Genomic DNA, 23,000 nt, shown 5'->3' with positions numbered 1-23,000 from the left:
GCGAAAATCTGTCAGTTATCGGAACGAAATCGGTGAGAAAAGTCCCCGTTACGCCTGTCCAACTCTACAGAGCGACACGCAATGTCAAGGAAGCAAAAGCTCGCAACATTTAGGCAGCTTTTAACTCTTCGATTGTTCAAGGCGCCGGTATTCTTTTAATTACCAACCGCGCGCATGCGCATCGACCCTCCTGAAAAGGACCATCGAGGGGACCGCTTTGCCTAGCGGAAACCCCTCTGTCACGGCCGCAAAATGAAGCGGCCTTTTTCTGAATCTAATCAAGTGCAAAGTGACCCACATTGAGGACACTGGACACGCGATATCCATTGGGTTTGCGGGCGGTTTTGCCCGATTGTCCGAATTGAGACGGCTTGGGAGTGGGCATGGACACTTATCCGTGATCCGCTTTTCAGCACTCAATGACGATGGACGCATCCTTACAGCACACGACGCTGGGTACGTTGCATGAGGTCCGACGCACCGCGACCGAGTGAACGCGCTTTGGGATGGGAGACCAGCTAGGCCGACACGGCAAGCTGATCTCTGTACGAAAGACGAACGGGCGGCGCACCCGGAAAAAAACGAGCGCAAAGAGATTACCGAGCACTTGGCCGAGGTTGTGCCGTCGCAAAGACGAAGCACTCCGGCGCGCGACAGCGCGTTGCTGGCCGGCGCGGTAGCCGTAGCAGCGGCATAGCCGAATCGCACACTCACTAGTGCGACGGTTCGACTGCTGGGAGCAGCAGGAAGTACACGACGACGAGATATTCCGCGAAGCGGGTCCGCGTTGGATGTGCGCCGGCAGCAAATCAGCGGCGGTCAACACGCGAAGCGTGACGACTGGCAGCACGCAGCAGTACGGAGGTCGATGCACGTTTCTTCCACGTGCGGGGCTATCGGATGGAATCGCTAAAGGACAGGAAGGCAGGACCCGGCGGGGATACGCAGCAGCTGTGCGGCATGACTCGGGGATAGGCTCCCGAAGTCTGGGGCGCATGGGCAATGAATGGCACCGCGCACGGATGTGCACGGTCGCTGACTCGTTCGCAAAGATGGAGAACGCGCTTGCTAGAGCCGCTGAAAAATTACGTTTCGCGATCGGAGCTCGTCTCGAGCGACGTTGCAATTGCGTCGTATGCGCTGGGCTGGTACCGCACGACTGCGAGCGCTGATGCTTGCTGATGTGATCGACGCGTCAGGCGCTGATGCGCTGGCGCGAGCGCTGTCTGTGTGGAGGCCCAGGCGGGACGAGGTACCGAGCGTCGCTACCGTGGCAGTGAAGCGCTGCCAGGTCCAGAGCAATGCGACTCGGAACGAGAGACCGCACCGCTCGACAGCCCCCAAGCAAAGCCAACGACGTCGGGCTTTCACGCTGATAGATCACGCCTTCGAAGCTGAAGTCGCGTGGTCTCTGTGGCGGCTGTCGATCAGCTACGGATTTGACGACATGCGCTCTCGGCGAAGGGCAAAACGGCATGCGGCGATAGCTGGATGGATTTTCGCCACGTCGTGCGCGCCCGGCGCGGTCTCGGGTGCCTTCCCGCGCTCAAGTGAGCTGGCGAGGGCGTTCGAGAGGGGCCGAGCGATCTACTTCGCGGCCATGAAACTGCAATCAACCAACGAGGAAGGAGCATCTGCATGACAGTAACCATCTATGTGAAGGGCGTCGTTGCCGATTATCCCGAGCTTCCACCCGACTTCCGAGCCCACCTTGAGCTCATCTTCACCAACAACGTAAATCGTGTTCACAGTCGCACGCGCGTTAGCGCTAAGCCTCTTTCAGTAAAGACGCAAAGCTTTCGACTGCGCACGCTTTGCCGGTCGTTCGTCGAGCTGCGCCAGATCGGCTTCGCGCTACAAACGCCGTATGCGCTCAGGGAAAAGCACATCGAGGGTCTCGTGACGCTGTGGCACAAAGAGGGGCAGAGTCCGGGAACCATCGAGAACAAGTTGACGTATTTCCGCGCATTCACAAGATGGATCAATAAGCCCACCGTGGTTAAGACGATGGCGGAATACATCGACCTGGACGCGCATAACTTCCGGCGCTCCTCCGTTGCGACAGAGGATAAATCGTGGGAAGGCAAGGGAATCGACGCGGTAGCAATCCTCGAGGAAATTGCGGAAACGGAGCCTGTAGTGGCAGTGCAGATGAAGTTGCAGGTAGCGTTCGGACTGAGGGTCGAAGAAAGTTTTATGTTGAGACCCAGAGATGCAGTCCGTAAAGACGGAAAGCTCAACGTAGTCCACGGCACAAAGGGCGGTCGCGCTCGTGTGGTGCCGATGGAGTTCAAGATGGACGTGCTACTAGAAGCTGCTCAGCTTTCGAACAGGTCGACCGGTTCAACTATCCCCGACGGCTATACCAAGACACAGTGGAGGGACCACTTCTATACGGTTCTCAAACGCCATGGTGTGACGAAGGCGGGATTGGGCGTGACCTGCCACGGCCTGAGGCACCAGTTCTTGCAGCAAATGTTTGAAAAGCACGCTGGCGTTCCTGCGCCGATCAAGCGCAGCGATCAGCGGGCCGATCCGGCGCTTCATCGGGAAGCGATGCAAGCCGTGGTAGAGGCGGCCGGCCACAGTAAAGCGCAAAAGGCCGGTGCTTACCTGTCGAGCTATTTCACCCAGCGGCAACTCACGTCACCGAAGGTCTCGGTCGACCAAGTTCGCGACGCCGTTGCTGTGGCGGAAGGCAATATTTCCGCCGCGGCCAAATCTCTTGGCATCTCCAGGCAGAAGGTGTATCGGATTTTAGAGGCAGCAACCTGAAAGGTGTTGCTTACGCCGATGACCCTAGCGGCAACGCGTGTGCGGAACGGCAAAGTGGCTTACTGGAATGAAAGGAAACCTGCCGTTTAAGAGGGTGGTGACTATACGGCAGGTTTTGTAACACGCATTTTTGTCAACGAAAACATGCACTTGCCGAGCGGAGGGCAGCGCGCGTGACGCTATCCGGATAGCGTCTCTTGCGGTTTTAACCGAGCAGCCAGTCCAATTGACGGCTTGTTACCGCGTGATACGTGAGGATTGCAGCGAGCGCGAGCACGGTCGTGATCTGCGGTGCGAGCTTGCTGCGGAACCGATAGGCAGCAGCGATGTATTGGATGGGCGACATTTCTCTTTCCAGTTGAGTTCGGCCGAACGACCGAGTTACATTCAGTATGACCGGCGTTTCGCAGAGTCAAGTCACCAGCAGTTTCGATCTGGCAGATCGTCGACAGCCAGGTTGATGCTGTTCTCGAAGTTTCCTTCGTCACCGCCTGTGGCGGGGATGCGCGGAAACTGGATTGAAGCGATTCCGTCGATGTAAATGCGTTTGGCCAACTGTTGAAGTTTTCGATAGCGGGCTGCATCGTTGAGGACGGTGTCTACGGGCCAAAAATCACTTAGGGTGATCTTGCTGTCGACGATCTTCCTGGCGAGCATCGCGAAAACGGGGCCGCGCTTCTCCCAGTCACCTTCCGTTCTGGCCAGCAGGTCAATTAGGAAAGGAGCGTCGACGGCGCTGAGCTCTTTCCTAATCAGTTTCAAGAGGTCGCCCTCTTTTGCGGCCGGACGCCTCGTGCGGGCGTTCCAGATAGTGCCGGCCTTTTCAAGAGCGGCGTGCCGGTCATTCCCCATTGCAATCCAGGGCGTCTGCATCCCGCAGTCTTCGCAGAAAATGCAGCAGACTTTTTCCTGCGGGATCGCATACAGCGAGCGCGCCTCGAGATCGTTCATGTCCGGCGCGACGCTCGCGTCCGCGCCTAGGTAGTCGATAGCGGGTGCGGACGGGCGTTTAAGTAGCCGGTGAGAATAGCCAAAGGCCCATTTTCCACCGCAATGGTCGCAGGGGAACAACTCGTCAGTCATGGCAGCGTGGTCCGGGGCGCTCGCCGAGGCCCGGCGAATAAAAGTTGGCGTGAAGCATTATAGCTACGGCCGTTCTCGCCGAATTAGTGGGAAACGCCGACCTTAACAAAAGCTTACAATCTAAGCCGCTACGCGACTTGCCGCGATTGCGTTGTACTGCTCGTGACTGACGAGACGTAAGGGCGTAAGCGACGGCGCGTCGAAAAGGAGCCGATACGAGCGGCCGACGGGGACTGATAGTACTTTGCCGGCAGTCGATCTCAGGTATTTGCCATCGAGCGACAACGGGTGCACGCCGTTACTGACTTTCCCGAGCAGCTCCCTGGCTTCTCGTTGGACTGCGGCCAGGTGCCGGACGATGGACAGGTCGATGGGATCGTCGGCGTGTGACTGCTTTGCCGCGCGCTTTTGCTCGAGGGCAAGGCGCTGTTCTGCTTTTTGCTTTTCTGCGGCTGCGCATGCGTGGCAATACTTCCCTTTGCCGGTGTGACCGCACGAAAACGTCTGTTTCATGATGCATTCAATAAGGTTGCCGATGAGGCTATTGCACCATCTTTCGGCATCCCGTCAAGGCTCGGTAGACGACGGATTTGAAGGGCTTTCTTTCCGAGCGAATGCGTCAAGTTCGGCAGACAGTTCAAGCACTCGAGCGTCGGCGAGGGATAGCCGGGTGGTCAGTCGCTCGATCTGAGACATAGCAAGGCTGTACTGCTCGGACAGCATGGACAGCGCCCAGAAGGGCGCGAGCGTTGCATTGCAATCGACGCAAGTCACGACGCCGCCGTGAGTTTCGAGCCGGATGCGGCGATGAGCGCAAACACCCGGGCGCAATGCGCGCTTCTCGATGATGACCGGAACGCGCCTGAAGGGGATGACGCGACTCATTCGGGCAGTGAAGGATGCTGGCTGTCAACGTGAAGGTGCGTCGCTGAATCGCCGCGGTACAAGCCGTCAGGGAACAAAACGCGCGAGACTGTTTCGTCGCGACGGTATTGAACCTCGACCGCGTCCAGATACCGGCGGAACGACGTCGTGTCAGTTGGCCCGCCTTCGACGTCCCGATTGACAAAACGAAGGTCGGTCGGCGCGAAACCATTGTGTTCAATCCACTGAGCGTCCTGGACGCTCGGCAACCACCATCGGTTCCAACGAATCGTGAATGCGAGCCAGCCACGCGCGCCCGCGTCGATTTCCGTCCAGGAAGCCTGGAAATCCAGGATTGCACCGAGCGAGCTGAAGAAGACCATGCGCAAGTCTGTCTCGTCCGCGGCCGCGACGACGATCTGTTTTCGCCGCTCGTCGACCGCGTCGATGGAGCTCGCCATCGACAGTGCCGGATAGCTCACCTGCCAGTCGGAATCACGCGCGACTGCGCGCTTGAGGAAAAAAGAGTTCGAGTCCATGGGGCCTTCGGCGGTTATAGATGCGCTCACGCTATCGCGGCAAAGCGCCGTGTCAAGCTCCGTCGGGAAGTCGAACTGAAGCCAGATCGTTGGGTGGCACCCATTCGACGCATGGCGTACCTTCACGCGCGTACAACGCCTGTTTTTCGGCTTTCCTTGCCATGTATTGCGCGTTGCCTTGCATCCCGTATACCTCTATCGCTGTGGGCACGTTCGTATCGGTCAGCCTGAAGTCGGGCAGCATCGCATCTTGCGGTTCGAGCCGCATGGGCTTTACGAACCGACGGCGTTGCGCCACAAGCCGGTTCGCCATTGCAACCTCGAAGCTCGAGTCGCAGGGTAGGAAGGTGCTGTTGCACAGTTGCAGCGCGCAGTCGACGATCCGGAGGTTGCCCTCTTTCGTCCGCTCGATAACGGCCAGTGTCACCACCCGAGCGCAAGCGTCGCCGATCATGGCCCACGCCGACCGGAACGAATCAGCGGCAGAGTCAATCACCGCTTTCGACGCAAAGAACGTCTCCCTGGTCTGGCGCAGTCTGACGACGAATCCGTATCTCGATGGTTCGACGCTGCGAAGTTCGGCAATCAGAAGAGCGCGGTCGGACCGGGCCGGGGTTGTGACTATTCGATCCAGGAATGACTGGAACTCGGCGAGCACAGACGAACTGTCAGCATCGTCGTATCGGCGCATGACGTGAAGCACATCTTGCATGGATTTGCCGTTAAGCTTTCCGTCCCCGAGCACGGAGAGAGGTTGCGCATTGCAGGCGCCCCACCCACGCGAGGGCGCGCCCGCCCACTCGTTCAGTCCTGCATCCTCCCATGCTCGTTGCAGGAAGCCGAGCAGCGGCGCAGCGCGGCGCGAAGTGCCGCCGGAGGTCTGGTCAGATGACTGCCGCCTCGATGGACCAACGGTGCGGACCGACAGCGAAGTGCTCAGCTTGACGTCCAGCCCACCAGCAATGGTGCGAATCGCGGCCAGCGTGTCACTGCTGCTTCTGTCTGGCTGGGACACCGCGCGATAGAACGAGCAAGTCTTGGCGTCGTCAGGCCACCTTGCGAGATGGAAAAGTGCCCCGTAACGCCGGATGACTAGACGTAAGGGCGCCCTCGGCGATTCTGGCAGGCAGCGGCAAACGGCGTGCCCCGGGACCTTCTTGGCTCGCTCGAGCGCTCGCGCGTACTTTGCGGGGTTGTCTTGAACCTCAGTGAGCGCTACGGTTATGCCGTCAAATGAAACGAGCGTCATACCCCTTCACCTCGCGCAACGTCGAGTGCGCTTGCTCAATCGGAACCTTGTGAACGTGAGCGCGCGTGCCTAGCAGACTCGCCGCTTTGCGAACGCACAGGCAAAACTGCTCGGCATGGTCGCTGCTCGGGAAATGGAGTCCAACGGTCGATACCGCACCGGGCGCCGCGTAATCGCGCGAGAAAACTTCACCTGTTCCGACCAACGCGTCGAGCCAGCTGTCCGGGAAGCCTGCGCACGGGGTCGAGTCAGCGCGCGCGCCCGCCGGATCTCGAGTGAAATCTTCGAAGCTGACAACAATCAAGTTCATCGTTGGGAAGAAGCGGCCGAACCGCCTTAAGGTGTGACGTCCGCCACCCGCTGCTTCCGAGTGGCCGCTATGTCGTAGGTGGCGATTGCGCCCATTAGCGCTGCGATGCCTGCAAAGGCGCACGCAGCCAGCAAGCCCGCCAAACGCTTGTCGTTGGCCCTGAGCGTGTCCGCCCGCACTTGCTGCGCCTCGCCCAGTTCCCGACGCCTATCTCGCAACGCCTTGTCGAATGCATCGCGATCGGAAAAGCCATATTTCTGGAGCAACGCTTGTTGGTCCGCCGCTGACAGATATCCGACTGCGTCGGAAACACCCTGCATGCGTTCAACGACCGCCGTGTTGACGACGACCTGCACAGCGGTGCGCTCGATCGTGAATTGGCGAGCGACCAAGCCGACCCCTGCTATGGAGCTAACAGCGGATGCGCAGAGTATGGCGACGGTGATGATGTGACTGAGCTTCATAACGTCGGTGATCGTTTTTTATGCATTGCTGATTCGGTGCTCAATTTTCGTTGGACGCCGCCCGCGACGGTGTCCGAAAGACGCCCCGAATGAAGCGTCTTTTGCCAGCCGAATGGACTGTTTGATCGATGAGCCGAAAGCGCGGCGTAATGCGCGCGGGCGAAAGCTATATGTTTTTATGCGTCATTTCGCGAAACGGCTGCTATCCGGATAGCGTTGGTCGGCACCAGCGCCAGGACCGCACTCCCGACCGGTGATTGCAGCCGAAATAGTTATCCCCAGGCTTATCCAGAGAAACTGGGGATATCTTTCGGAAGCGTTTGGCGAGAGGCACCATCAAATGCTCGTCTTTCTGCCTGTATGAGCAATCTCCAGCAGGTATCGTTTGTCGATCACCCGCGCATCTCGCGCATCGACGTTGCGGCGCCTTCACAAGCTCACCGCGCAATCAATTTTCCTATCTCAACCCGCAGGGGCATGTCCCCTTCGCGGGCGTGCGCCTGCTCACCTTTTGGAGCAATCGCATGTACACACAGCTGATCGAGCAGTTCAAGACGGCCCAAACGGCAGCAGCAGCGGCCTACGGCGCGGTGGTTCAAGCGGAGCGCGACGTCTTTGCGGACGGAATGACTGAGTATTCGGCGATGGAAGCCCGAAGCGAATACAAAGTCGAGCGCGAGCTCAACACGTTCTGCCGACGGCTGCTGTCCCGGCTCGTGATGGAGGCAAGCCGCAAGTTCGCGCCCGCCGGCGGCAGAATCGAGATCGACCAGCATCGCGAACTTGACCGATGTGGCCTCGACGTTGAGGAAGATCTGAGGAAGGGCAACGTCCCTGACATGGACGGCTTCTGGCGACACCTCGAGCGAATGTTCGGCGGTGAAGCTGGCGAGCGCGTCGCGTTCGAGCAGGCAGCCAAGGCCATCATTGACGGCTTCTGGCTCAAGCCCGATACCGAGATCAAGCGCACCAGCAGCGCGGTCATCCTGGAAAAGCGCGTTACCTCTCAATCGTCCTTTCATTCAAAGGGTCAACGCGAGGTTTATTACTCGTCTCAGCAAGCAGTGGTCTCAACCTTCGACGGCCTGGCGACCTTCGCGAAGAAGCATCAGTTCGGCGCGCTGGCGATGCAACTGCGCAATTTCAGCGTTCACCGGCTGACGTTTTCCACCCGCGAAAAACTGTCGTTCACGGGGCTAGAGATCGTCATGTTCAACGACAAGTGGCAGTTCAAGTTCGCTCACGACGTGGGCGACGCGCTGTCCCTCTTCATTAGTGAGTTTGGTGCGGAATACCTCGCCTCGCGCGACCGGTACTGACGCATCCACCTCCCCATCGTTTCGACCGGCTCCGGCGGGTCTTTTTATTTCTAGAGGCAATTCATGCAGAGAGATCTGTTTTCCTTTGAGCCTGACTGGTATGAGCCGTTGCGTGCGATCAGAAGTCTGGGATCGCAGGCGCCGTCGATTGCCCATCAGGGCGAGCTGGCCGCGGCGCGCCGTCAGCACCTCGGGCAGTTCTTCACGCCGGACGCCATTGCGGCGTTCATGTGGAGCTTTATCAGCGGCTGGAAGGTCGATCGGCTTATCCGCATCCTCGATAACTCGGTCGGCTCGGGTAGGCTGCTTCAGTATGCAGACCCGGAACGCCATGCCGTGTACGGCGTCGACGTCCACGCCGATGTCATCCAACAGTGCCAGAAGGTGTTCGAGGACGCGGGGTTTCATTGCGAGTTCCGGCAGGCCGGCATGGAGCACATCCATCCGACACGCTTCGATATCGCGCTCATCAACCCGCCGTTCTCGATCCACCTCGAATCACCGCATCTGCAGACGCTCGAATGCACGACGTGGGGCCGGTACGGCGCGCAAACCAGCGCGTTGAGCCACGACTACGCAGTGCATCAGGCGCTGGAGGCTGCGAACGTTGTTGTCGCGCTTCTGCCGATCACGACCGCCGAGTCGATGGTTGCGGGCGAGCAGGGCGACCGTCTGAAGCGCCGCGCGGCGGGATTGTTCGAATTGCCGGCGGACGCGTTCAAGCTAGAGGGCGCGAACGTGCGCACGGCGGTTGTGGTGTTCGACCGCTACCGCGATCGTCCCTCCGACTTCGTGCGTGCGGTCGTCGACGATCTGGCGAAGCCCGGCCCGGACCTCGGGCTTCACTTCGAAGATCGCTCCTTCGGGGAGGCGCGGCTGCGACTGCAGAAGCTCGATGACAGCGTGCCGTTTATCACGCGTGCGGTCACGGGCGACAAGTCGGTCAAGGTGTCGCACGATGGCCGGCGCATTCGCTTGTCCTTTGCCTGTGGCTTCAACGAAGCGATGGTGCTCAACGCGGTTCTCGTGAAGCGCATCTACTCACGCGACGGCCACCGGTTGCCGCGTGGCTTCCGTTACTCGGGGCAAGGCCTGCTGGATATGGAAACGTATCTTGTGCAGGACGATCCGGTCGCGGCCTTTGATCAGTTGCTCGATCGAATCCGCAGCGTCGGTGGCAACCCGCAACTCGCGCCCGGCTTCATGGAGCACTTCGAGAGACGCATGCGCCGAAGCGCACGCCAGGCGATACCGTTGCGGCATGTGGCGTGGACGACCGGTGCGGGATCGCGAGATCACGTCTCGGGCATCGCGAAGGAGACCCACAAGGTCGACGCGACGCGCTGGGCCAGTCCGCTCATTAAGGCGGGCGACGAAGTCCAGTTTGATCGCGAAGCTGACGGCCGCTACCGATACGCGCTGCATGGCGTCGGGTATCACCTATCTGTCGACGAGCTTAATGCGCGGTTTGCGGTCGAGAACGTCAGCGAGGGATGGGAGGTGGTGCACGAAGGTCTGTGCGCGCGGTTTCCTGACCAAGCCGAGGCGCTTCGGTCGCGCGTGAAGGCACTCGGCGTCGATCAGTGGCTCGACTGGGAGTTTCAGGTCGATGATCTGGTCGAAACGCTGCTCAAGCCGACGGGCTGTGTCGTCGCATGGGAGCAGGGGTGCGGCAAGTCCCGGCTCGCGTTGGCGCTGATCCTCGTCTCGGGCGTGAAGCACGGCCTCATCGTTGTTGAGTCACGGCTCATCGAGGAAATGCTCAAGGAGGTGGGGCAGTTGCCTATCTCGGCTGAGCAGGTGAAGGTAATCGAATCGGCGGCCGACCTTAACGACCTCCGGCAGATTAACCTTATCTCGTATGAGCGCCTGCGCATGCCGGTCGATAAGGCAGCTTCGGCGCGCGTGACGTATGCCCATCGACTGCGTCGCCGCATCGGCCTGCTGGTAGCCGACGAAGGCGAGCGCCTTGCCAATCCCACGAGCGACCAGAGCCGCGCGCTTTGGCAGCTTTCGGCGCGGCGAAGGTTTGTTTTGACGGGAAGTCCGATTCCGAACTACCCGAGAGATGCGTTCGGTTTGATCGCGTTTTCTGGCGGTGATGGAACGGCGGCTCAGCCGTATGGTTATCGCTTGGGCTATCTGGAGCAGAACTGGATGAATTCGGTGGAGTACGCCATGCGTGGCGTCGATCGATTCAGGGATGACTTCGTGGTGCTGGAGTGGGTCACGTGGCAATTCGCGGAGAGCCTGCAGGATGGGGCGAAACGCGAGGTGCCCAAGATCGGTAAGCTGCACCTGTACCGGGCGATGCTCGCCCCGCACATCAAGCGGCGGCTGGTCGCAGAACCCGAGGTGTCGCGCTACGTCCAGATCGAACCACCGCAGTTCGAGGTGGAAACGGTCGATTGGGATCGCGGGCATTTGGCCGCGTATCTCCGCGCTGCCGACGAGTTCGCCGACTGGTACCGCTCATCGCGCGATGACAAGAAAGCGTGCAACCTAGTCACGATCCTAGCTCGTATCCGTGCCGTTCACTTTTCCGCCAATTACCCGCAGTTTGGGATGGATGGCGTGCAGTACATCGGCGGGCTGACGAGCAAGCAACGCGCAATTGTCGCGCGCATGCGCGCGATCGCGGCGGAAGGAAAGCAAGCGATCGTGTTTGCCGAGAATCCGGGCGTGCTCGATCTTCTAGCGCGCGAGCTGGATGCGCACGGTGTGCAGACGGTGCCGTTTCACGGCGAGATACCGATCAAGCGTCGCGTGGCCGATAAGGACAAGCGATTCTTGGGCGGACTGGCAACCGGACTGATGGCTACCAAGGCATCGGGCCGCGCGGGCTACAACCTGCCGAACGCCGACTACATCCTCTTCTACGACCGTTCGTGGACGTGGCGCATCGAGTATCAGGCGATGCGGCGCGCGCTGCGATGGAACCGGAAGGGCGTGTTGAAGGTGGTCTATTTTCATCTCCCGGGGAGCATCGACGAGTATCAGGACCAAATGGTCGCGCACAAACGTGATGCGACGCAGGCGGGGCTGGACTGGGCGACGCCGGAACTTGAAGACGAGACGTTTTTGCATATGGATTCGTTGCTGGACCGCTTTGTCGATGACCTCGCATTGCTGGCGGCCGAGACCGCGGGCGACATGCGCAAACTTCTGAAGGAGGCAGCTTAAATGCCGAAAGACTCGAATGTGTTTGTGGTGATCGGGGAGGGCGTCGTCACGGTTAAACGTGAAGGCTCCAATCGCGCGGTGCTGGCGAAAGTCCTAAACAAGGTACAAGTCGATGGCGTCGAGGTGCTGTGCCTCGACCGCCTCGTTCATGAAAGCCATGAGCAGCAGTTCGGCGAGTGGACGTTGGCGGGCGCAGTCACGACCTTGCTGTCACGATCGCTGCCGCCCGTGACTGGCGCTGCGGCATAAGACACAGCGGCATCCTCGGTGCCGCTCGTCACACCCTTTAATCAACCCGGCTTTCGAGCCGGGTTTTTTTTCGACCTTGTACCCGGGATCAGACGACCGTTCGGCCACGCGTCGGCGTGTTTTCGCCATCGCGAGCGGCAGTGTTCGCTGCGCCGCATCATTTGCGCATCGCAGGAAATACGCTCCGTTCGCGGTATGGCGTCCCCCTCGTATGCGCCGGCCGTCTTGGGCGCCGGCGTTCTGCCGGCGCACTTTTTCACTCATGGCATCATGCGGGCAGGCGCGATTTGAAGCGCCAACTACGCTACTGCAAATGCAATGAGTAATTCGCCAACACCCAGCACCCAATCCATCGCCTTCACTGTCCCAACGCATTTAGCGGCAGCGCTGAAAGAGACCGTTGACGACTTCCTGGCGGCCGCGGCGGGCGGAGTGACGCCTGCGCAGCGAGCGGCAGAGATACGCGCTCAAGATCGCGACGCGAGCCTGGACTCACTCGCCGATCTCGTTGAGGTGGCGGAGGGCAGCTCAGGGCAGGCGCGCGTCGCCGCTCAGTTTCTCGCAGGCCTCTACAACGGCTTCGACTTCCCCTTTAGCCTCACGGACTTTCGACGACTCGACGACGATCTGATGGAGCACTGCATCCAGGTTCTGCGACTGGACAGTCGACACGCGACCGAAGTGCACCGCTACTTTCCGAATGGCGAGGTCCGTTGGCAGGCGATGATCAAACGATGGGGGCTTGCTGACGAGCCGGCGCACACGCCGCTGCCGGACGACGACGTCGTGCATTCGTGCCAGTACGACAGCAAGCTCGACGCGCCGGGTTATCGCGACGTGACCTTGGTCGTAAAAGTGGCTGTCGGCATCGACGATGTTCGGTCGATCAGCCTCGCGCTGTCGGCTGCCGATTCGGAGCGGCTAGCGGCGGACCTCGTCGCGGTCCATCGCCTTGCGTGGACACGAGGCAAGCCGCTGGATGCTGATGAGAATGAGCCGAGACCCGCCTGGCTATGAAAGACGGCATGAATTCGTGAGCTTTTGCGTGGCGTGCTCGCAAAGTAAACCGCTATTGTTGCTCCATCACCCGCGTCAGAGACGCATCGACCCCGCGCTGACGTCAGTCAGCCCACGTTGTTCAACCCTTTGGGAACCACTCCCAAAGGGGGCAGGTTCCCTCTCAGGAGCCCAGCCATGCAACAACAGCCTACTCTCTCCCTCAAGCAAATCCAGGTCAGCGTCAATCCCCGCAAGTACTTCGATGCGGCGGAGATGGAAGAGCTGACCGCGTCTGTGCGCGAAAAGGGTGTCATCCAGCCTGTCATCGTGCGCACGCTCGCTGACGGTGGATTCAGCCTCGTCGCTGGCGGCCGCAGATACAAGGCGGCGCTTGCGGCGCACGGCGAAGACTATGAAATCCCGGTCGTCGTTCGAGACATCGATGAGGTGGAAGCGAAGCAGCTCGCCATCATCGAGAACATCCAGCGGGCCGACATGTCGCCGGCCGAAGAAGCCATTGCGGCAGCCGAGCAAGTCGGGCTGTGCAAGGGCGATCGCGACGAAGTCGCGCGCATCTTCGGTTGGTCGCGTGCGACGCTGGATAAGCGTCTTGCGCTGATGAACTGCAGCACTGCCGTGCTCGATGCATTGAGCACCCGACAGATCCTTCTCGGTCACGCCGAGCTGCTTGCTGCGCTCCCCAAAGAGACGCAGGACAAGCTGCTGCCGGTGATCATCAAGGAGGGCAAGGCGGTCGCTGAGGTCAAGAAAACCATCGAGCAGGTTGCCTGTTCGTTGGCGGCCGCGATCTTCGACAAGGCCGACTGCGCCGGATGCCCGCACAATTCGTCCACGCAGGGCGAGATGTTCGGTGAATCCATCGGTACGGGCAATTGCACCAACCGCACCTGCTACAACGAGAAGACCGAAAAGATGCTCGAAGTGACGGCCACCGGCCTGCGCGACGAATATCCGGTCGTGCGCATCGTGCGTGCTGGCGACAACCACACGCGCGTGCAACTCTCAGTCGATGGCCCGAAGGGCGTCGGCGAAGAGCAGGCAAAGGCGTGTCACGCGTGCCAGAACTACGGCGCGGCGGTGAGCGGTCTGCCTGACTCGATCGGCAAGGTCTATCGCGGCCAGTGCTTTGACACCGTCTGCAACATGAAGAAGGTGGCGGCGCAACTGCAAGCGGTGAAATCCGCGACGCAGCCGAAGCCCGAGGCAGCCAAGGCCGGCGCGAAAGCGTCGCCCGCAGCAGCGAAGGGCGCGGCCGCACCATCGACGACGAGCAATCCGCCGGCGACGGTGGTGGCGGAGTCGGACAAGATCAAACAGTATCGTGTGGCGTTGTGGCGGAAAGCCCTGCGCCGTGAGGTGGGTGCGGATCCTGCGCTTGCCCAGCGATACCTCGTTGCGATCGCGCTGTCCGACCAGATGCGCTGCGTCGACCAAAAGACGCTCTCCGGCATCTGGGAAAAGCTCACCGAGGAGCAGGTCGGGTCCGGCGATGTGACGAAAGCGGCTGCCTCGACGGCTGCCGCTGACGATACGAAGCTCGCGCACGCGGTCACCGGTGTGACGGTCGCCGCGATTCAAGGCCTCGACGTCCAGTACCTAACCCGTCTGTGCATGCACCATCACCTCGATCTCGCGAAGCACTGGAAGCTCTGCAAGGAGTTTCTGGAGCTGATCACGAAGTCCGAAATGATGGTGGTCGCTGACGAACTCGGCATTCGTGCCGCGCTCGGCGACAACTTCAAGAAGGTCTTGGGCAAGTCCAAGTCCGAAGTCATCGACGCGCTTCTGGCGGTCGATGGCTTCGACTACACGGGCAAGATCCCGAAGGTGCTCAAGTTCTAGTTGCGCGGCGTCCCCGTGCATCGATCGTAGTTTTCCATCCTTTATAGACCGCCTCTGCGCGGTCTTTTTTCTTTTCGGGAGTTTCCATGTTCGTAGCTATTGAACCGCTTCTGCGTCACTGCACGAAGCTCACGTTGTCGTTGCAGATGAAGGGCGAAGAGATGGTTGTCTGCGTCATGCCGCAAGGCACGGCAAAAGACGCCGCCATGCTTCAGCCGCTCGCGCTCACCGCGACGGCGCCTGAGCTGGAAGCGGGTTTCGTGGACGCGCTCGTGGCCTACACCGGCGCGCACGCGTCGCTCGCCGAGCAGGTTGCTGCGACCACCGCCATCCTCGAGGCCGCCAAGACGACGCAAGTCTCGAAGGCGACCAAGACGCTGGCTAAGGGCGGAAGCACGCCTGTTTTGCCTGCACCCGGCAGATCGAGCATCGATGCGGACAACGATGATGACGACGGAAGTGCCGACGCTGAAGGGCAGAGCACCGCCCCGACTGCGTCTTCGGCATCGTCCGCAGCAGAGGCATCGGCGGAACCGGCTAACACCGGCACCAACCTCGCATCGCTTTTCGACTAAGGAGCAGACATGGCTATCAAAGTTGCGAAGCTCACGCGCGAGTTCGTCTACAACGGCGTGACGTTCCCCGATCCCGGGCCGACGTTCTCGCCCGACGATGTCCGTGATCTCTACTCCGCGCAGTACCCGGAGCTGACGACCGCGGCGATCGACGGACCCACGACGGAGGGCGATGTCATGCGCTTCACGTTCGTGCGCGCGGCCGGTGCCAAGGGTGCAGTCATGCCCTGCCGCGTCCATGCGTAAGCGCGATCTCCTCAAAGCCCTGTCCGATCCGGACTTGGCTCTTTCTCATCAGCAACCGCCCGGAAGGGCGGTTTTTTTTCATGACAAGGAGATCGAGCAATGCTCTTCGATCCTCGCCCGTCTAGTGCAGAGGTCGCTGTCTCGGGAGAGCCTTGGCAACCGCGACGCGCTCCCGCTGCCCGACGTCGAACTCCCAATGATTTTCTAAGCCTGCCGGCCATCGGCTCGGACGTCAAAACGCGCGCAGTGATGCGTTGGCAAGCCGAAAAGGATGTCGCCGGTCTCATCGCCGCCCAGTTCAACTCGGGCGTGCTGAGGCCGCGCGACGTACCGGAGTTCAAAGGCGCGGGTGACGCGCTTGCCCACGGCTTTTTCGCGTGGGCCAAGCGTCATACGCCGCGTCTGGACTGCCTCGGCTTTGACTTCGTGTTGTGCGACGTGCAGGCGGTGCAAGAAGTCGTCCAGTACCAGGAAGACAGCAGCGACTTCAATCCGACCTCGCCTGTGTATCTCGGCATCGAGATCACGGAGGAGAGCATCTTCGAGATCGGTAGGCGTGCCGCCGAGCTTCGCAATGTTCATCCACGCCTGGTGTCGACGGCGATCGTGCTGATCAATCGTGCAGCGGGACGCACGATGTGGGTCAGAACGCCGGACGAGTTCCTGGGCGAATTCGCCTCATGGTTCTGGGACGGCGACTCGCAAGCGACCGACGAGGAAGCCCGCGAGACGCTGACCGACCGATTCGGCGAGGATGAAGCGGAGATCGAGCACTACCTCCCTTCCGTTGTGCGTCCGCAGCTTTGTCCCGACGACATGGACGTCTACCGGTGGCACGCGAAAACCCGGCGCTATCTGCCTCAACGGGCACTTGGCGTTGCGGCGCTTAGGCGGCTTCAGCGGTTCACCTCCGGTCGCACGCGTCGCATCTGTGCGGAGCTGGAGAAGCTGTCGCTGATGCTGCAGCGGGTCGGCAATCGCGACCTCTTCGGATACGAGTATCGGCCTCGCTGCGCGTATGCAGCCGCCACGCTCACGGTGCACAACGACAGCCGCGTGGGTGAAGTACTCGATTCTCACTACGAGTACCTCGCCAGCGCCGGCGACGGCACGACCTACTACGGCTTTACGCCGCTTGCCTCTACGCCTGATGCCATCCGCAAGCAGTACGCGGACTGGTCGCAGGGCTTATCCATTCTTGGCCAACTGGACCGCGTCATCGCGTGTCTCGCGGCATAAACCGGAGTTTTCTATGAAAGGGCTTGATATCGGCTCGGACCGCGTCGACGAACTCGCCGCGATCAGTGCCATCTTGCTGTATGGCCGTCAGGACCGCAGCGCCGTCTACGGCACCGTTCATCCGGTGACGCCGGGCAAGAGCGGCCGGGCGACGATCGGTGCCGGACGGCCGATCGACCGCATAGCACTTGTCGAATGCCTGCGTGAGCTGGCGCAGAACGCGGCCCCGAAGGCGGAATTCCTGCCTGAGACGGTGCTCGCGGTTTCGCAAGAGGCGGTGATGTGGTGGTGCAGACCGGCGATGCGAAGAGTCTTCTTCGACTGTCAGGAGATCGGGCGACGCAGCGCGGTCGTCCCGCATCCGGGGTTGGTGTTCCGTGCAGCTTCGAACGGGTTTTCCGTGTTCGCGCTGCAGGAAGACAGCCGGCCAACGCCTGCATCGAAGCTGCACGAACCGCCTTACTTTAACACCTGGGACTGGGGGCGGATCTGCGTCGGCTCGGCTCATGTACCCAAGCGCATCGACATCGAATCGATTGCCGGATGGGAGAGCGGATTCTTCGAATCGGCCTTCACACACCCGAATCACGGCAACAAACGTGTTTCGCATCCGAATGGCGAGTTCGCATTCTGGAAGGGAATGCTCGACGGCAAGTACGGCGAGCAGTTCCCGAAAGAGGCGCTCGTCCCTATGGACATTACCGTCGCTGATCTGATCACCGGCAAAAAAGGAGATTTGAAATGAATGCTGGTGTTTCGAATGCCGGTGGCTTGAATGCTGGTGACGCCGCGCTTCAACGCTCGTTTCCGACCGTTATGGTTCCCCGGCGCGAGCCGGTAGCGCCCATGCGGGCGGCAGGTGAGCGGTTGTTGATCGGCGAGAACGGTGTCTTTATCGAAATCGATCTGCCGTGGCTGTCGGTCGTTCGCCGCGTCGCGCACTATACGGTTCCGACTGCGATCCCCTACGGGCGAGTGGTCGAATCGACGGTGCTGCGCTGTGGCGCGGTGCCGCCGGAACTGATCGGCGAGTTCGTGGAAATGGCACGTGCCGCGCATCCCCTTGAAACGGGTGCGTGGATCGTCTGGAACGTCGGGACCAAGCAGTTTCGCCTGGCACCTGTGAGAGTGCTGTCGCAGGGCACCGGTTCGCTAAAGTATGAGCGGCCGGAGCTACTCGCAGGCGAACTGCGCGTGATCGACTGTCACTCGCATGGCGCTCATCCGGCCTTCTTCTCGTCGACAGACGACGAAGATGACCGGCACGAGACGAAATTCGCGTTCGTCGTTGGGAACTGCGCATCATCGGTTCCGAGCATGGCGATGCGGTTGTGCGCGAAGGGCATCTTCGAGGACGTCGAGCGCGTGCCGAGCAGTTGGTACGCGGCGGCCAAGTTGAAGGAGGTGGCATGACAAGCGCCATCCGTCATCAACTTCCTTCGCGGATGCTCGAGCGAAGCTGGAATGTGGTCGTGGTGGGCGCTGGCGGCACCGGAAGTGCGGTGCTCCCGAGCCTCGCGCGGCTGCATCACGCGATGCTAGAGCTCGGTCACCCTGGCGGCATCGACTGCACGGTGTTCGACGACGACACGGTCAGCCCGACCAACGTCGGCCGTCAAGGCTTTTATCCCAATGACGTGGGTGAGTACAAAGCCTCGCTCATCGTCAATCGGCTCAACGCGCTGATGGGCACGAACTGGCGGGCGGAAACGCGGCGCTTCGGTGCAGGCGAGCCGCTCTACAACGTGGATCTCGTGATCGGCTGTGTCGATACGCGTGCCGCCCGGCGCGCGATTGTCAGCGCGGCGGAAACGAGCGGGGTTTATTACCTCGACTGCGGCAACGACACAGACCGCGGCCAAGTGGTCATTGGGCAGGTCTGCAACAAGAGCTACGCGAAGAAAAACCCCGAACGCTTGCCGCATGTCGGTGAGTTGTTTCCGGATTTGCTCGACGCCAAGCTCGATGCGAAAGACGAAACGCCGTCGTGTTCGATGGCCGAGGCGCTGCGCAAGCAGTCCCTGGTCATCAACCAGGCGATCGCAGTCCAGGCGTTCAACATGCTGTGGACCATGTTTCGTACCGGTGCAGTGCCGTTCTCGGGCGTGTTCGTGAACCTTGCAAGTGGGCGCACGAATCCGATTCCGTTGGACCCTGCGGCATGGGCGCGCTTTGGATATGAAATCCCGAAGCCGCCCGTCAAGAAGGCGAGGAAAAGCCGAAAGGCCGCGCTCGCCGCTTAGACGTTCCTCCCGCTGCCGCCCCTCTTGTGGGGCGGTGTCTTTCATGGTGGCTCCCTCGCGCTATACGCGTGGGCGAGTCTCTATTTCTCAACTTCATCAACGGAAAAACAAGATGAAAAAAATCAGTAACTGGTTTTGTGCCGGACCCTCGGCTCAATATGGCAACAACGTCGCGGGAATTCTTCGCTGTTTGTTGCTTGCACTTGCGGCTATCGCTGCGGCAATGGTCCATCGCTGGCTCGGGTATGAGTTCCCGCATCAGGGTCTAAGGGCGCTCGAGGCTGGGTTGTGCAGCGCGTTGCCATCGACGTTGGAGCACGCACTCGCCGCGTTCGGCACGCTGTCTCTGCTGGTGTTGCCGGTCTGCTGGACGCAGTCGACAACCCGCTGCCGGATGTTCGCCTGTTTCATCGGCGCGGTTGCCTACTTTGCGTTGACAACAATGGGCTGGGATTACCTGCAGTACCGAGCTACGCATGACGCGGCACAGCTTGCGCAGATGGCAGGCGACGTTGCGGGGCTGCTGTGTGCCGTGCACTGGCTCACCCGTGCGCAGCCGGTTCGCCTGCACCAACGCCTCGCCTGATACAGGCATTTCATCGGCTCCGTAACGGGGCCGTCTTTTCTACCCTTGCGGGACAGCCCGCAAGGGCTGCTCCCCGCACCAATGGAGCAAAACATGGGTTCTTCAATTCTGACGGGCAAGCGCGCAGGCGCACTGCAAAAGGCGGACGGCGAGTGGATTTACGCGTTGTTCGAACGCGGCTATGAGTCGAACGTCTATCCGCACACCGACCACTGGTCGGCTGTCGCGCTGGGCAACTATGCGCAGGTCATGCGCCGCGTCTTCTCGCATGCGACCAGTTGCGAAGGCGGAATGCTCCGAAGCCGCAATGGATCGATCCGGCCGGAAAACTACATCGCGAGTTGGAGAAGTGAACTCGCCAAGCCCGCGCTGCTTCGGGATCGGGCGATCGATCTGTCGGTCGGCTCGTCGTGCTACTCGGCGGTGCCTGAGTCGCAGCTCGATGACGTCCGGTTGTCGTTGATCCAGGCAGGCTTCGAGTCCCGTATCGATGAGTTGGTCGGCGGCAGCTTGAGCGTTTCCCTGCATGCGGACATCGACCTGCTGCTCTCAATCTACGGGAACAGCGGGCCGCTCAGCGTGTGGCGAGTGCTCAAGGAGTACGACTGTGGGGCCGCCCAGATCGAGGTGCCGGTGCCGTCGGCAACGAAGACGGCGATGGAGCGGATGCCCGAGGTGCGGTGTCATTCCATCGACCAACACAATGTGCTGGTCGCAATGGGTGCAGCTCCGTGGCGTCACGCTGGCTGGCAGTACAGCGCGGTCGGTTCGTTCGTCACGGAGGTTGCCTATCCGCTGGAGATGGAAGCGCCGGGCTTCGCCAAGAAGGCGATTCCAGCGTTCCGTGACGCGGTGAGCAACGCCCCGCAGGTCCCTTCCGCGACGCGCATCACCGTGACGCGTTCGCCAGAAGGCACCGAGGAGTGGAAGGTCCGCCGCGCTGACGAGCTTGCACGAACGCTCGGCCTCGTGGCTGAGGACGCATCTGCGCCGGCTGTCTTCAGCTTTGCGTTCGGCGACTTGCTCAATCGCGAAGACACCGACCGGCTGTTGTACGGGCTGGGTTCCTTCAGCGATGCGCAACTCCAGTGGGAGGTGGCAGTCACGCGCGCAGGCGCCGAGCCGGATCCTGCATTCTTTGCGGCGGACGTTCAGCTCTCGCTGTGTCTCGCCTAGTGCTGTTTTGATCAACGCCACGCCCCGGATTTCCGGGGCGTGGCTTTTTTTTCGCCCGCTAGAAAGCGAAGCTGGCTTGGGCAGGGACCGTCGTCGCTCCGGGCGTTGTTGCCAAGGGTGCGCCGGGACGTTGTGCTAGCAGTTCGTCGTACCGGCGCAGGACATCGGCACCGCTGACGTATGCGACGTCGATGCCGACCGTCTGAGCGACGCGGCGGCGCACGCTCGCGAGCAGCTTCGCTTCGTCGGGCGTCGGGCGCACGGTCGGCCACCCCGACGAGAAAAGCAGATGTGCAGGTATCTCCGCCTCGATGGCTTGGCGCTCGATGGCCGCTGCCTTTGCGCGTGCGACGTCGGCCGCCAGTTCGGGCGACAGGAGGTGGGGCGCGACGTCTGCCAGCCATCGCTGACCCTGGAAGGCGAAGGTCGATTCCGCCTCGAGCCGCACCATCTCACGGTAGACGTCGTGGTTGTCAGCGCAGCTTGCCGCTGCTCGCAGGTCGTCCAACGAACTCATGATGCAATACGCGCATGAGACGCGCGACGCACCGTACACCGTGTACGCCTCGTGCAGCGCCAGTCCGGCCGCAGCAATCTCAGTGAAGACTTCGTCGACCGTCCATTCGATGATCGCATTCCATGTCGCGCTCGTCCGCCCCTTGGTCGATAGCGCATCGAGCGGTGCCGATACCGGCATCTTGCTGCGAGCGGTACTTTCCTGACGGCGCACGCCGGTCACGTTCACGATGTTGTGCGTCGGAAAGCGCTTGTTCAACGCGCTATTTATGGGCCCGCGCTTTAGATCTGAGGTGCAGAACCTGAGAGCGGGAGTGCTCCAAGGCAGGATCAGCCGCACGCACGAGAGATCGCGATATCGCTCAACATTGTTCGACCAGCGCTTCTCCCATCTAGCCAGCATGTCGCCTGCTTGCCGACGGACGGTCAGCAGTTCCCAGCCGAGGTGGGCAGCAAGCCGCTCGCACGCCGGGCCGCTGTCCTTCCACTCGACACGCCCGAGGTCGGAATGGACGAGGATGCGCGGACCGGTGTGGCCGATGGCATCCAGATGGCGGGCGACCGCGAGCGCACAGGCGACGCTGTCCTTGCCGCCGCTCACGCCGATCGCGACGACAGCATCGGTCTCGAGCAGCGCCGACACCTCCGGCGTGAGTGCGACGTTACGGGCACGCGCTGGGATGTAGGCGTGTGAACGGGTGCGAAGCGAGGACAAGTCGATGGTCTGGAGCATGGTCGAAGAAGAATCGGGGTAGATGATTCATCTTCGCAGCTACAGCGCAAAGTCAAGGCGGGCGGGGCTCCGACGCCCGCTGCGCGCCAGACCGGGCGAAAGAAAGCCCGCATCGCGGCGAACGATAGCGGGCCAAGACTTGGATGATCTACAACAGCGCGCCCACAGCCAGAGGACACGCAGTAATAGCTTAGTTGCTAATCTCCGATGCGCAAGAAAAAGCCCGCCTACAGGTAAGACGGGCCGGCGTCCGACGCAGAGAACGTGATGTTTCGAACACTTGGATTCAATTTGTCAGTCTATATTGTCCCTACCCGCTAATAAGGGTGCTTGAGAGACCGCACTGAGGCCACCCATGGCGCGTCCCTGGGTGGCCTTTCTTTCGCCCTGTTACGCCATCTATCACTTACTCGTACCTTGTGCTTCGGTCGGGCGCGCCCCTTCGCGTCGGCCCGCTGTCTATGAATCGCGGCGTTTTTAGCGGCTCTTTCAACTCATCGGCGCCGGTGTCGATGGCTAGAATGGCCTCTCTTTCAGGTTCGTCGACGGCCCTCGGATATGCGACGGACTTTCAAGCGCCGCTCCAGCAATGGAGCAGGCGCTTTTTTTTCGTCCTGGATGTGCGCTTCCGGTCCCGAGCCGGGTAATTGTCGTGCGTGACCAGCGGCAGTTCCTTCTCGTTTCTGAGCGAAAGCCATAGCGAATCGTTGAGCTTTCGGACACCCACCGCGCGGCCGACTCCGTAGACTGGCTCCATTCCCCGCGCTTTTGCGCATCGACCTACCCCTC

Annotated in this window: 23 protein-coding genes; 14 read left to right on the top strand and 9 right to left on the bottom strand. The window is 61.0% G+C overall.

The features are described from left to right. The first annotated feature begins 1,638 nt into the window (after positions 1-1,638). The gene (locus QCE69_RS36205; protein WP_309935722.1) at positions 1,639-2,775 is read left to right on the top strand and encodes an integrase domain-containing protein; all 1,137 of its coding nucleotides are present in this window, start codon (positions 1,639-1,641) and stop codon (positions 2,773-2,775) included. A gap of 205 nt (positions 2,776-2,980) precedes the next feature. Here QCE69_RS36205 and QCE69_RS36200 read toward each other — a convergent pair whose 3' ends face one another. The 8 genes from QCE69_RS36200 to QCE69_RS36165 form a co-directional block, all read right to left on the bottom strand. Continuing rightward, complete coding sequence (locus QCE69_RS36200; RefSeq protein ID WP_309788864.1) at positions 2,981-3,121, bottom strand: hypothetical protein; 141 nt, start codon at positions 3,119-3,121, stop codon at positions 2,981-2,983. Between the two features lie 71 nt (positions 3,122-3,192). Continuing rightward, positions 3,193-3,858 carry a Lar family restriction alleviation protein gene (locus QCE69_RS36195; protein ID WP_309935721.1) on the bottom strand — a complete coding sequence of 222 codons (666 nt, stop codon included), beginning with the start codon at positions 3,856-3,858 and terminating at the stop codon, positions 3,193-3,195. A 120-nt stretch (positions 3,859-3,978) separates the two neighbouring features. Beyond that, complete coding sequence (locus tag QCE69_RS36190) at positions 3,979-4,371, bottom strand: hypothetical protein (RefSeq protein WP_309935720.1); 393 nt, start codon at positions 4,369-4,371, stop codon at positions 3,979-3,981. A 54-nt stretch (positions 4,372-4,425) separates the two neighbouring features. Then, entirely contained in the window at positions 4,426-4,743 is a 318-nt protein-coding gene (locus QCE69_RS36185) for a hypothetical protein (RefSeq protein WP_309935719.1), read from the bottom strand. Further along, entirely contained in the window at positions 4,740-5,261 is a 522-nt protein-coding gene (locus tag QCE69_RS36180) for a hypothetical protein (protein ID WP_309935718.1), read from the bottom strand. Before QCE69_RS36180 ends, QCE69_RS36185 begins: the two co-directional genes overlap by 4 nt. 52 nt (positions 5,262-5,313) lie before the next feature. Beyond that, complete coding sequence (locus tag QCE69_RS36175; protein ID WP_309935717.1) at positions 5,314-6,510, bottom strand: DUF1173 family protein; 1,197 nt, start codon at positions 6,508-6,510, stop codon at positions 5,314-5,316. Continuing rightward, complete coding sequence (locus QCE69_RS36170) at positions 6,491-6,820, bottom strand: hypothetical protein (protein WP_133246985.1); 330 nt, start codon at positions 6,818-6,820, stop codon at positions 6,491-6,493. Before QCE69_RS36170 ends, QCE69_RS36175 begins: the two co-directional genes overlap by 20 nt. Positions 6,821-6,846: 26 nt before the next feature. Then, positions 6,847-7,284: a hypothetical protein gene (locus tag QCE69_RS36165; RefSeq protein ID WP_309935716.1), complete on the bottom strand. Its 438-nt coding sequence runs from the start codon at positions 7,282-7,284 to the stop codon at positions 6,847-6,849. Positions 7,285-7,808: 524 nt separating this feature from the next. Between QCE69_RS36165 and QCE69_RS36160 the strand changes: the two genes are divergently transcribed. The 13 genes from QCE69_RS36160 (at position 7,809) to QCE69_RS36100 (ending at position 20,962) form a co-directional block, all read left to right on the top strand. Next, positions 7,809-8,603 (top strand): hypothetical protein, encoded by a 795-nt coding sequence (locus QCE69_RS36160; protein ID WP_309935715.1) that lies wholly within the window; start codon positions 7,809-7,811, stop codon positions 8,601-8,603. A 63-nt stretch (positions 8,604-8,666) separates the two neighbouring features. Beyond that, the gene (locus tag QCE69_RS36155; protein WP_309935714.1) at positions 8,667-11,786 is read left to right on the top strand and encodes an SNF2-related protein; all 3,120 of its coding nucleotides are present in this window, start codon (positions 8,667-8,669) and stop codon (positions 11,784-11,786) included. Beyond that, a complete protein-coding gene (locus QCE69_RS36150) occupies positions 11,787-12,035 on the top strand; it encodes a hypothetical protein (protein WP_309935713.1) in 249 nt (82 codons plus the stop codon). A 318-nt stretch (positions 12,036-12,353) separates the two neighbouring features. Further along, positions 12,354-13,052, top strand: a complete 699-nt coding sequence (locus QCE69_RS36145; protein ID WP_309935712.1) for a hypothetical protein — start codon at positions 12,354-12,356, stop codon at positions 13,050-13,052. Positions 13,053-13,229: 177 nt separating this feature from the next. After that, positions 13,230-14,897 (top strand): PRTRC system ParB family protein, encoded by a 1,668-nt coding sequence (locus QCE69_RS36140; protein WP_309935711.1) that lies wholly within the window; start codon positions 13,230-13,232, stop codon positions 14,895-14,897. 86 nt (positions 14,898-14,983) lie between these two features. Continuing rightward, the gene (locus QCE69_RS36135; protein ID WP_309935710.1) at positions 14,984-15,472 is read left to right on the top strand and encodes a PRTRC system protein E; all 489 of its coding nucleotides are present in this window, start codon (positions 14,984-14,986) and stop codon (positions 15,470-15,472) included. Between the two features lie 9 nt (positions 15,473-15,481). Continuing rightward, a complete protein-coding gene (locus QCE69_RS36130; RefSeq protein WP_309935709.1) occupies positions 15,482-15,718 on the top strand; it encodes a PRTRC system protein C in 237 nt (78 codons plus the stop codon). A gap of 99 nt (positions 15,719-15,817) precedes the next feature. Then, entirely contained in the window at positions 15,818-16,957 is a 1,140-nt protein-coding gene (locus tag QCE69_RS36125) for a PRTRC system protein F (RefSeq protein WP_309935708.1), read from the top strand. 13 nt (positions 16,958-16,970) lie between these two features. Beyond that, a complete protein-coding gene (locus tag QCE69_RS36120) occupies positions 16,971-17,702 on the top strand; it encodes a PRTRC system protein B (protein WP_309935707.1) in 732 nt (243 codons plus the stop codon). Then, positions 17,699-18,370, top strand: a complete 672-nt coding sequence (locus QCE69_RS36115; protein WP_309935706.1) for a PRTRC system protein A — start codon at positions 17,699-17,701, stop codon at positions 18,368-18,370. Before QCE69_RS36120 ends, QCE69_RS36115 begins: the two co-directional genes overlap by 4 nt. Continuing rightward, on the top strand, positions 18,367-19,200 hold the full coding sequence (locus QCE69_RS36110; RefSeq protein ID WP_309935777.1) for a PRTRC system ThiF family protein: 834 nt from the start codon (positions 18,367-18,369) through the stop codon (positions 19,198-19,200). Before QCE69_RS36115 ends, QCE69_RS36110 begins: the two co-directional genes overlap by 4 nt. 112 nt (positions 19,201-19,312) lie before the next feature. Continuing rightward, positions 19,313-19,786 (top strand): hypothetical protein, encoded by a 474-nt coding sequence (locus QCE69_RS36105; protein ID WP_309935705.1) that lies wholly within the window; start codon positions 19,313-19,315, stop codon positions 19,784-19,786. Positions 19,787-19,831: 45 nt separating this feature from the next. Continuing rightward, positions 19,832-20,962, top strand: coding sequence for a hypothetical protein (locus QCE69_RS36100; RefSeq protein ID WP_309935704.1), 1,131 nt, complete (start codon positions 19,832-19,834; stop codon positions 20,960-20,962). Positions 20,963-21,020: 58 nt separating this feature from the next. Here the strand turns inward: QCE69_RS36100 and QCE69_RS36095 are convergent, their stop codons facing one another. Beyond that, on the bottom strand, positions 21,021-22,211 hold the full coding sequence (locus QCE69_RS36095; protein WP_309935703.1) for a phosphoadenosine phosphosulfate reductase family protein: 1,191 nt from the start codon (positions 22,209-22,211) through the stop codon (positions 21,021-21,023). Positions 22,212-23,000: the final 789 nt, after the last annotated feature.

This window comes from Caballeronia sp. LZ032, from assembly GCF_031451315.1.
Lineage (GTDB): Bacteria > Pseudomonadota > Gammaproteobacteria > Burkholderiales > Burkholderiaceae > Caballeronia.
This window is presented reverse-complemented; position numbering and strand designations above follow the sequence as displayed.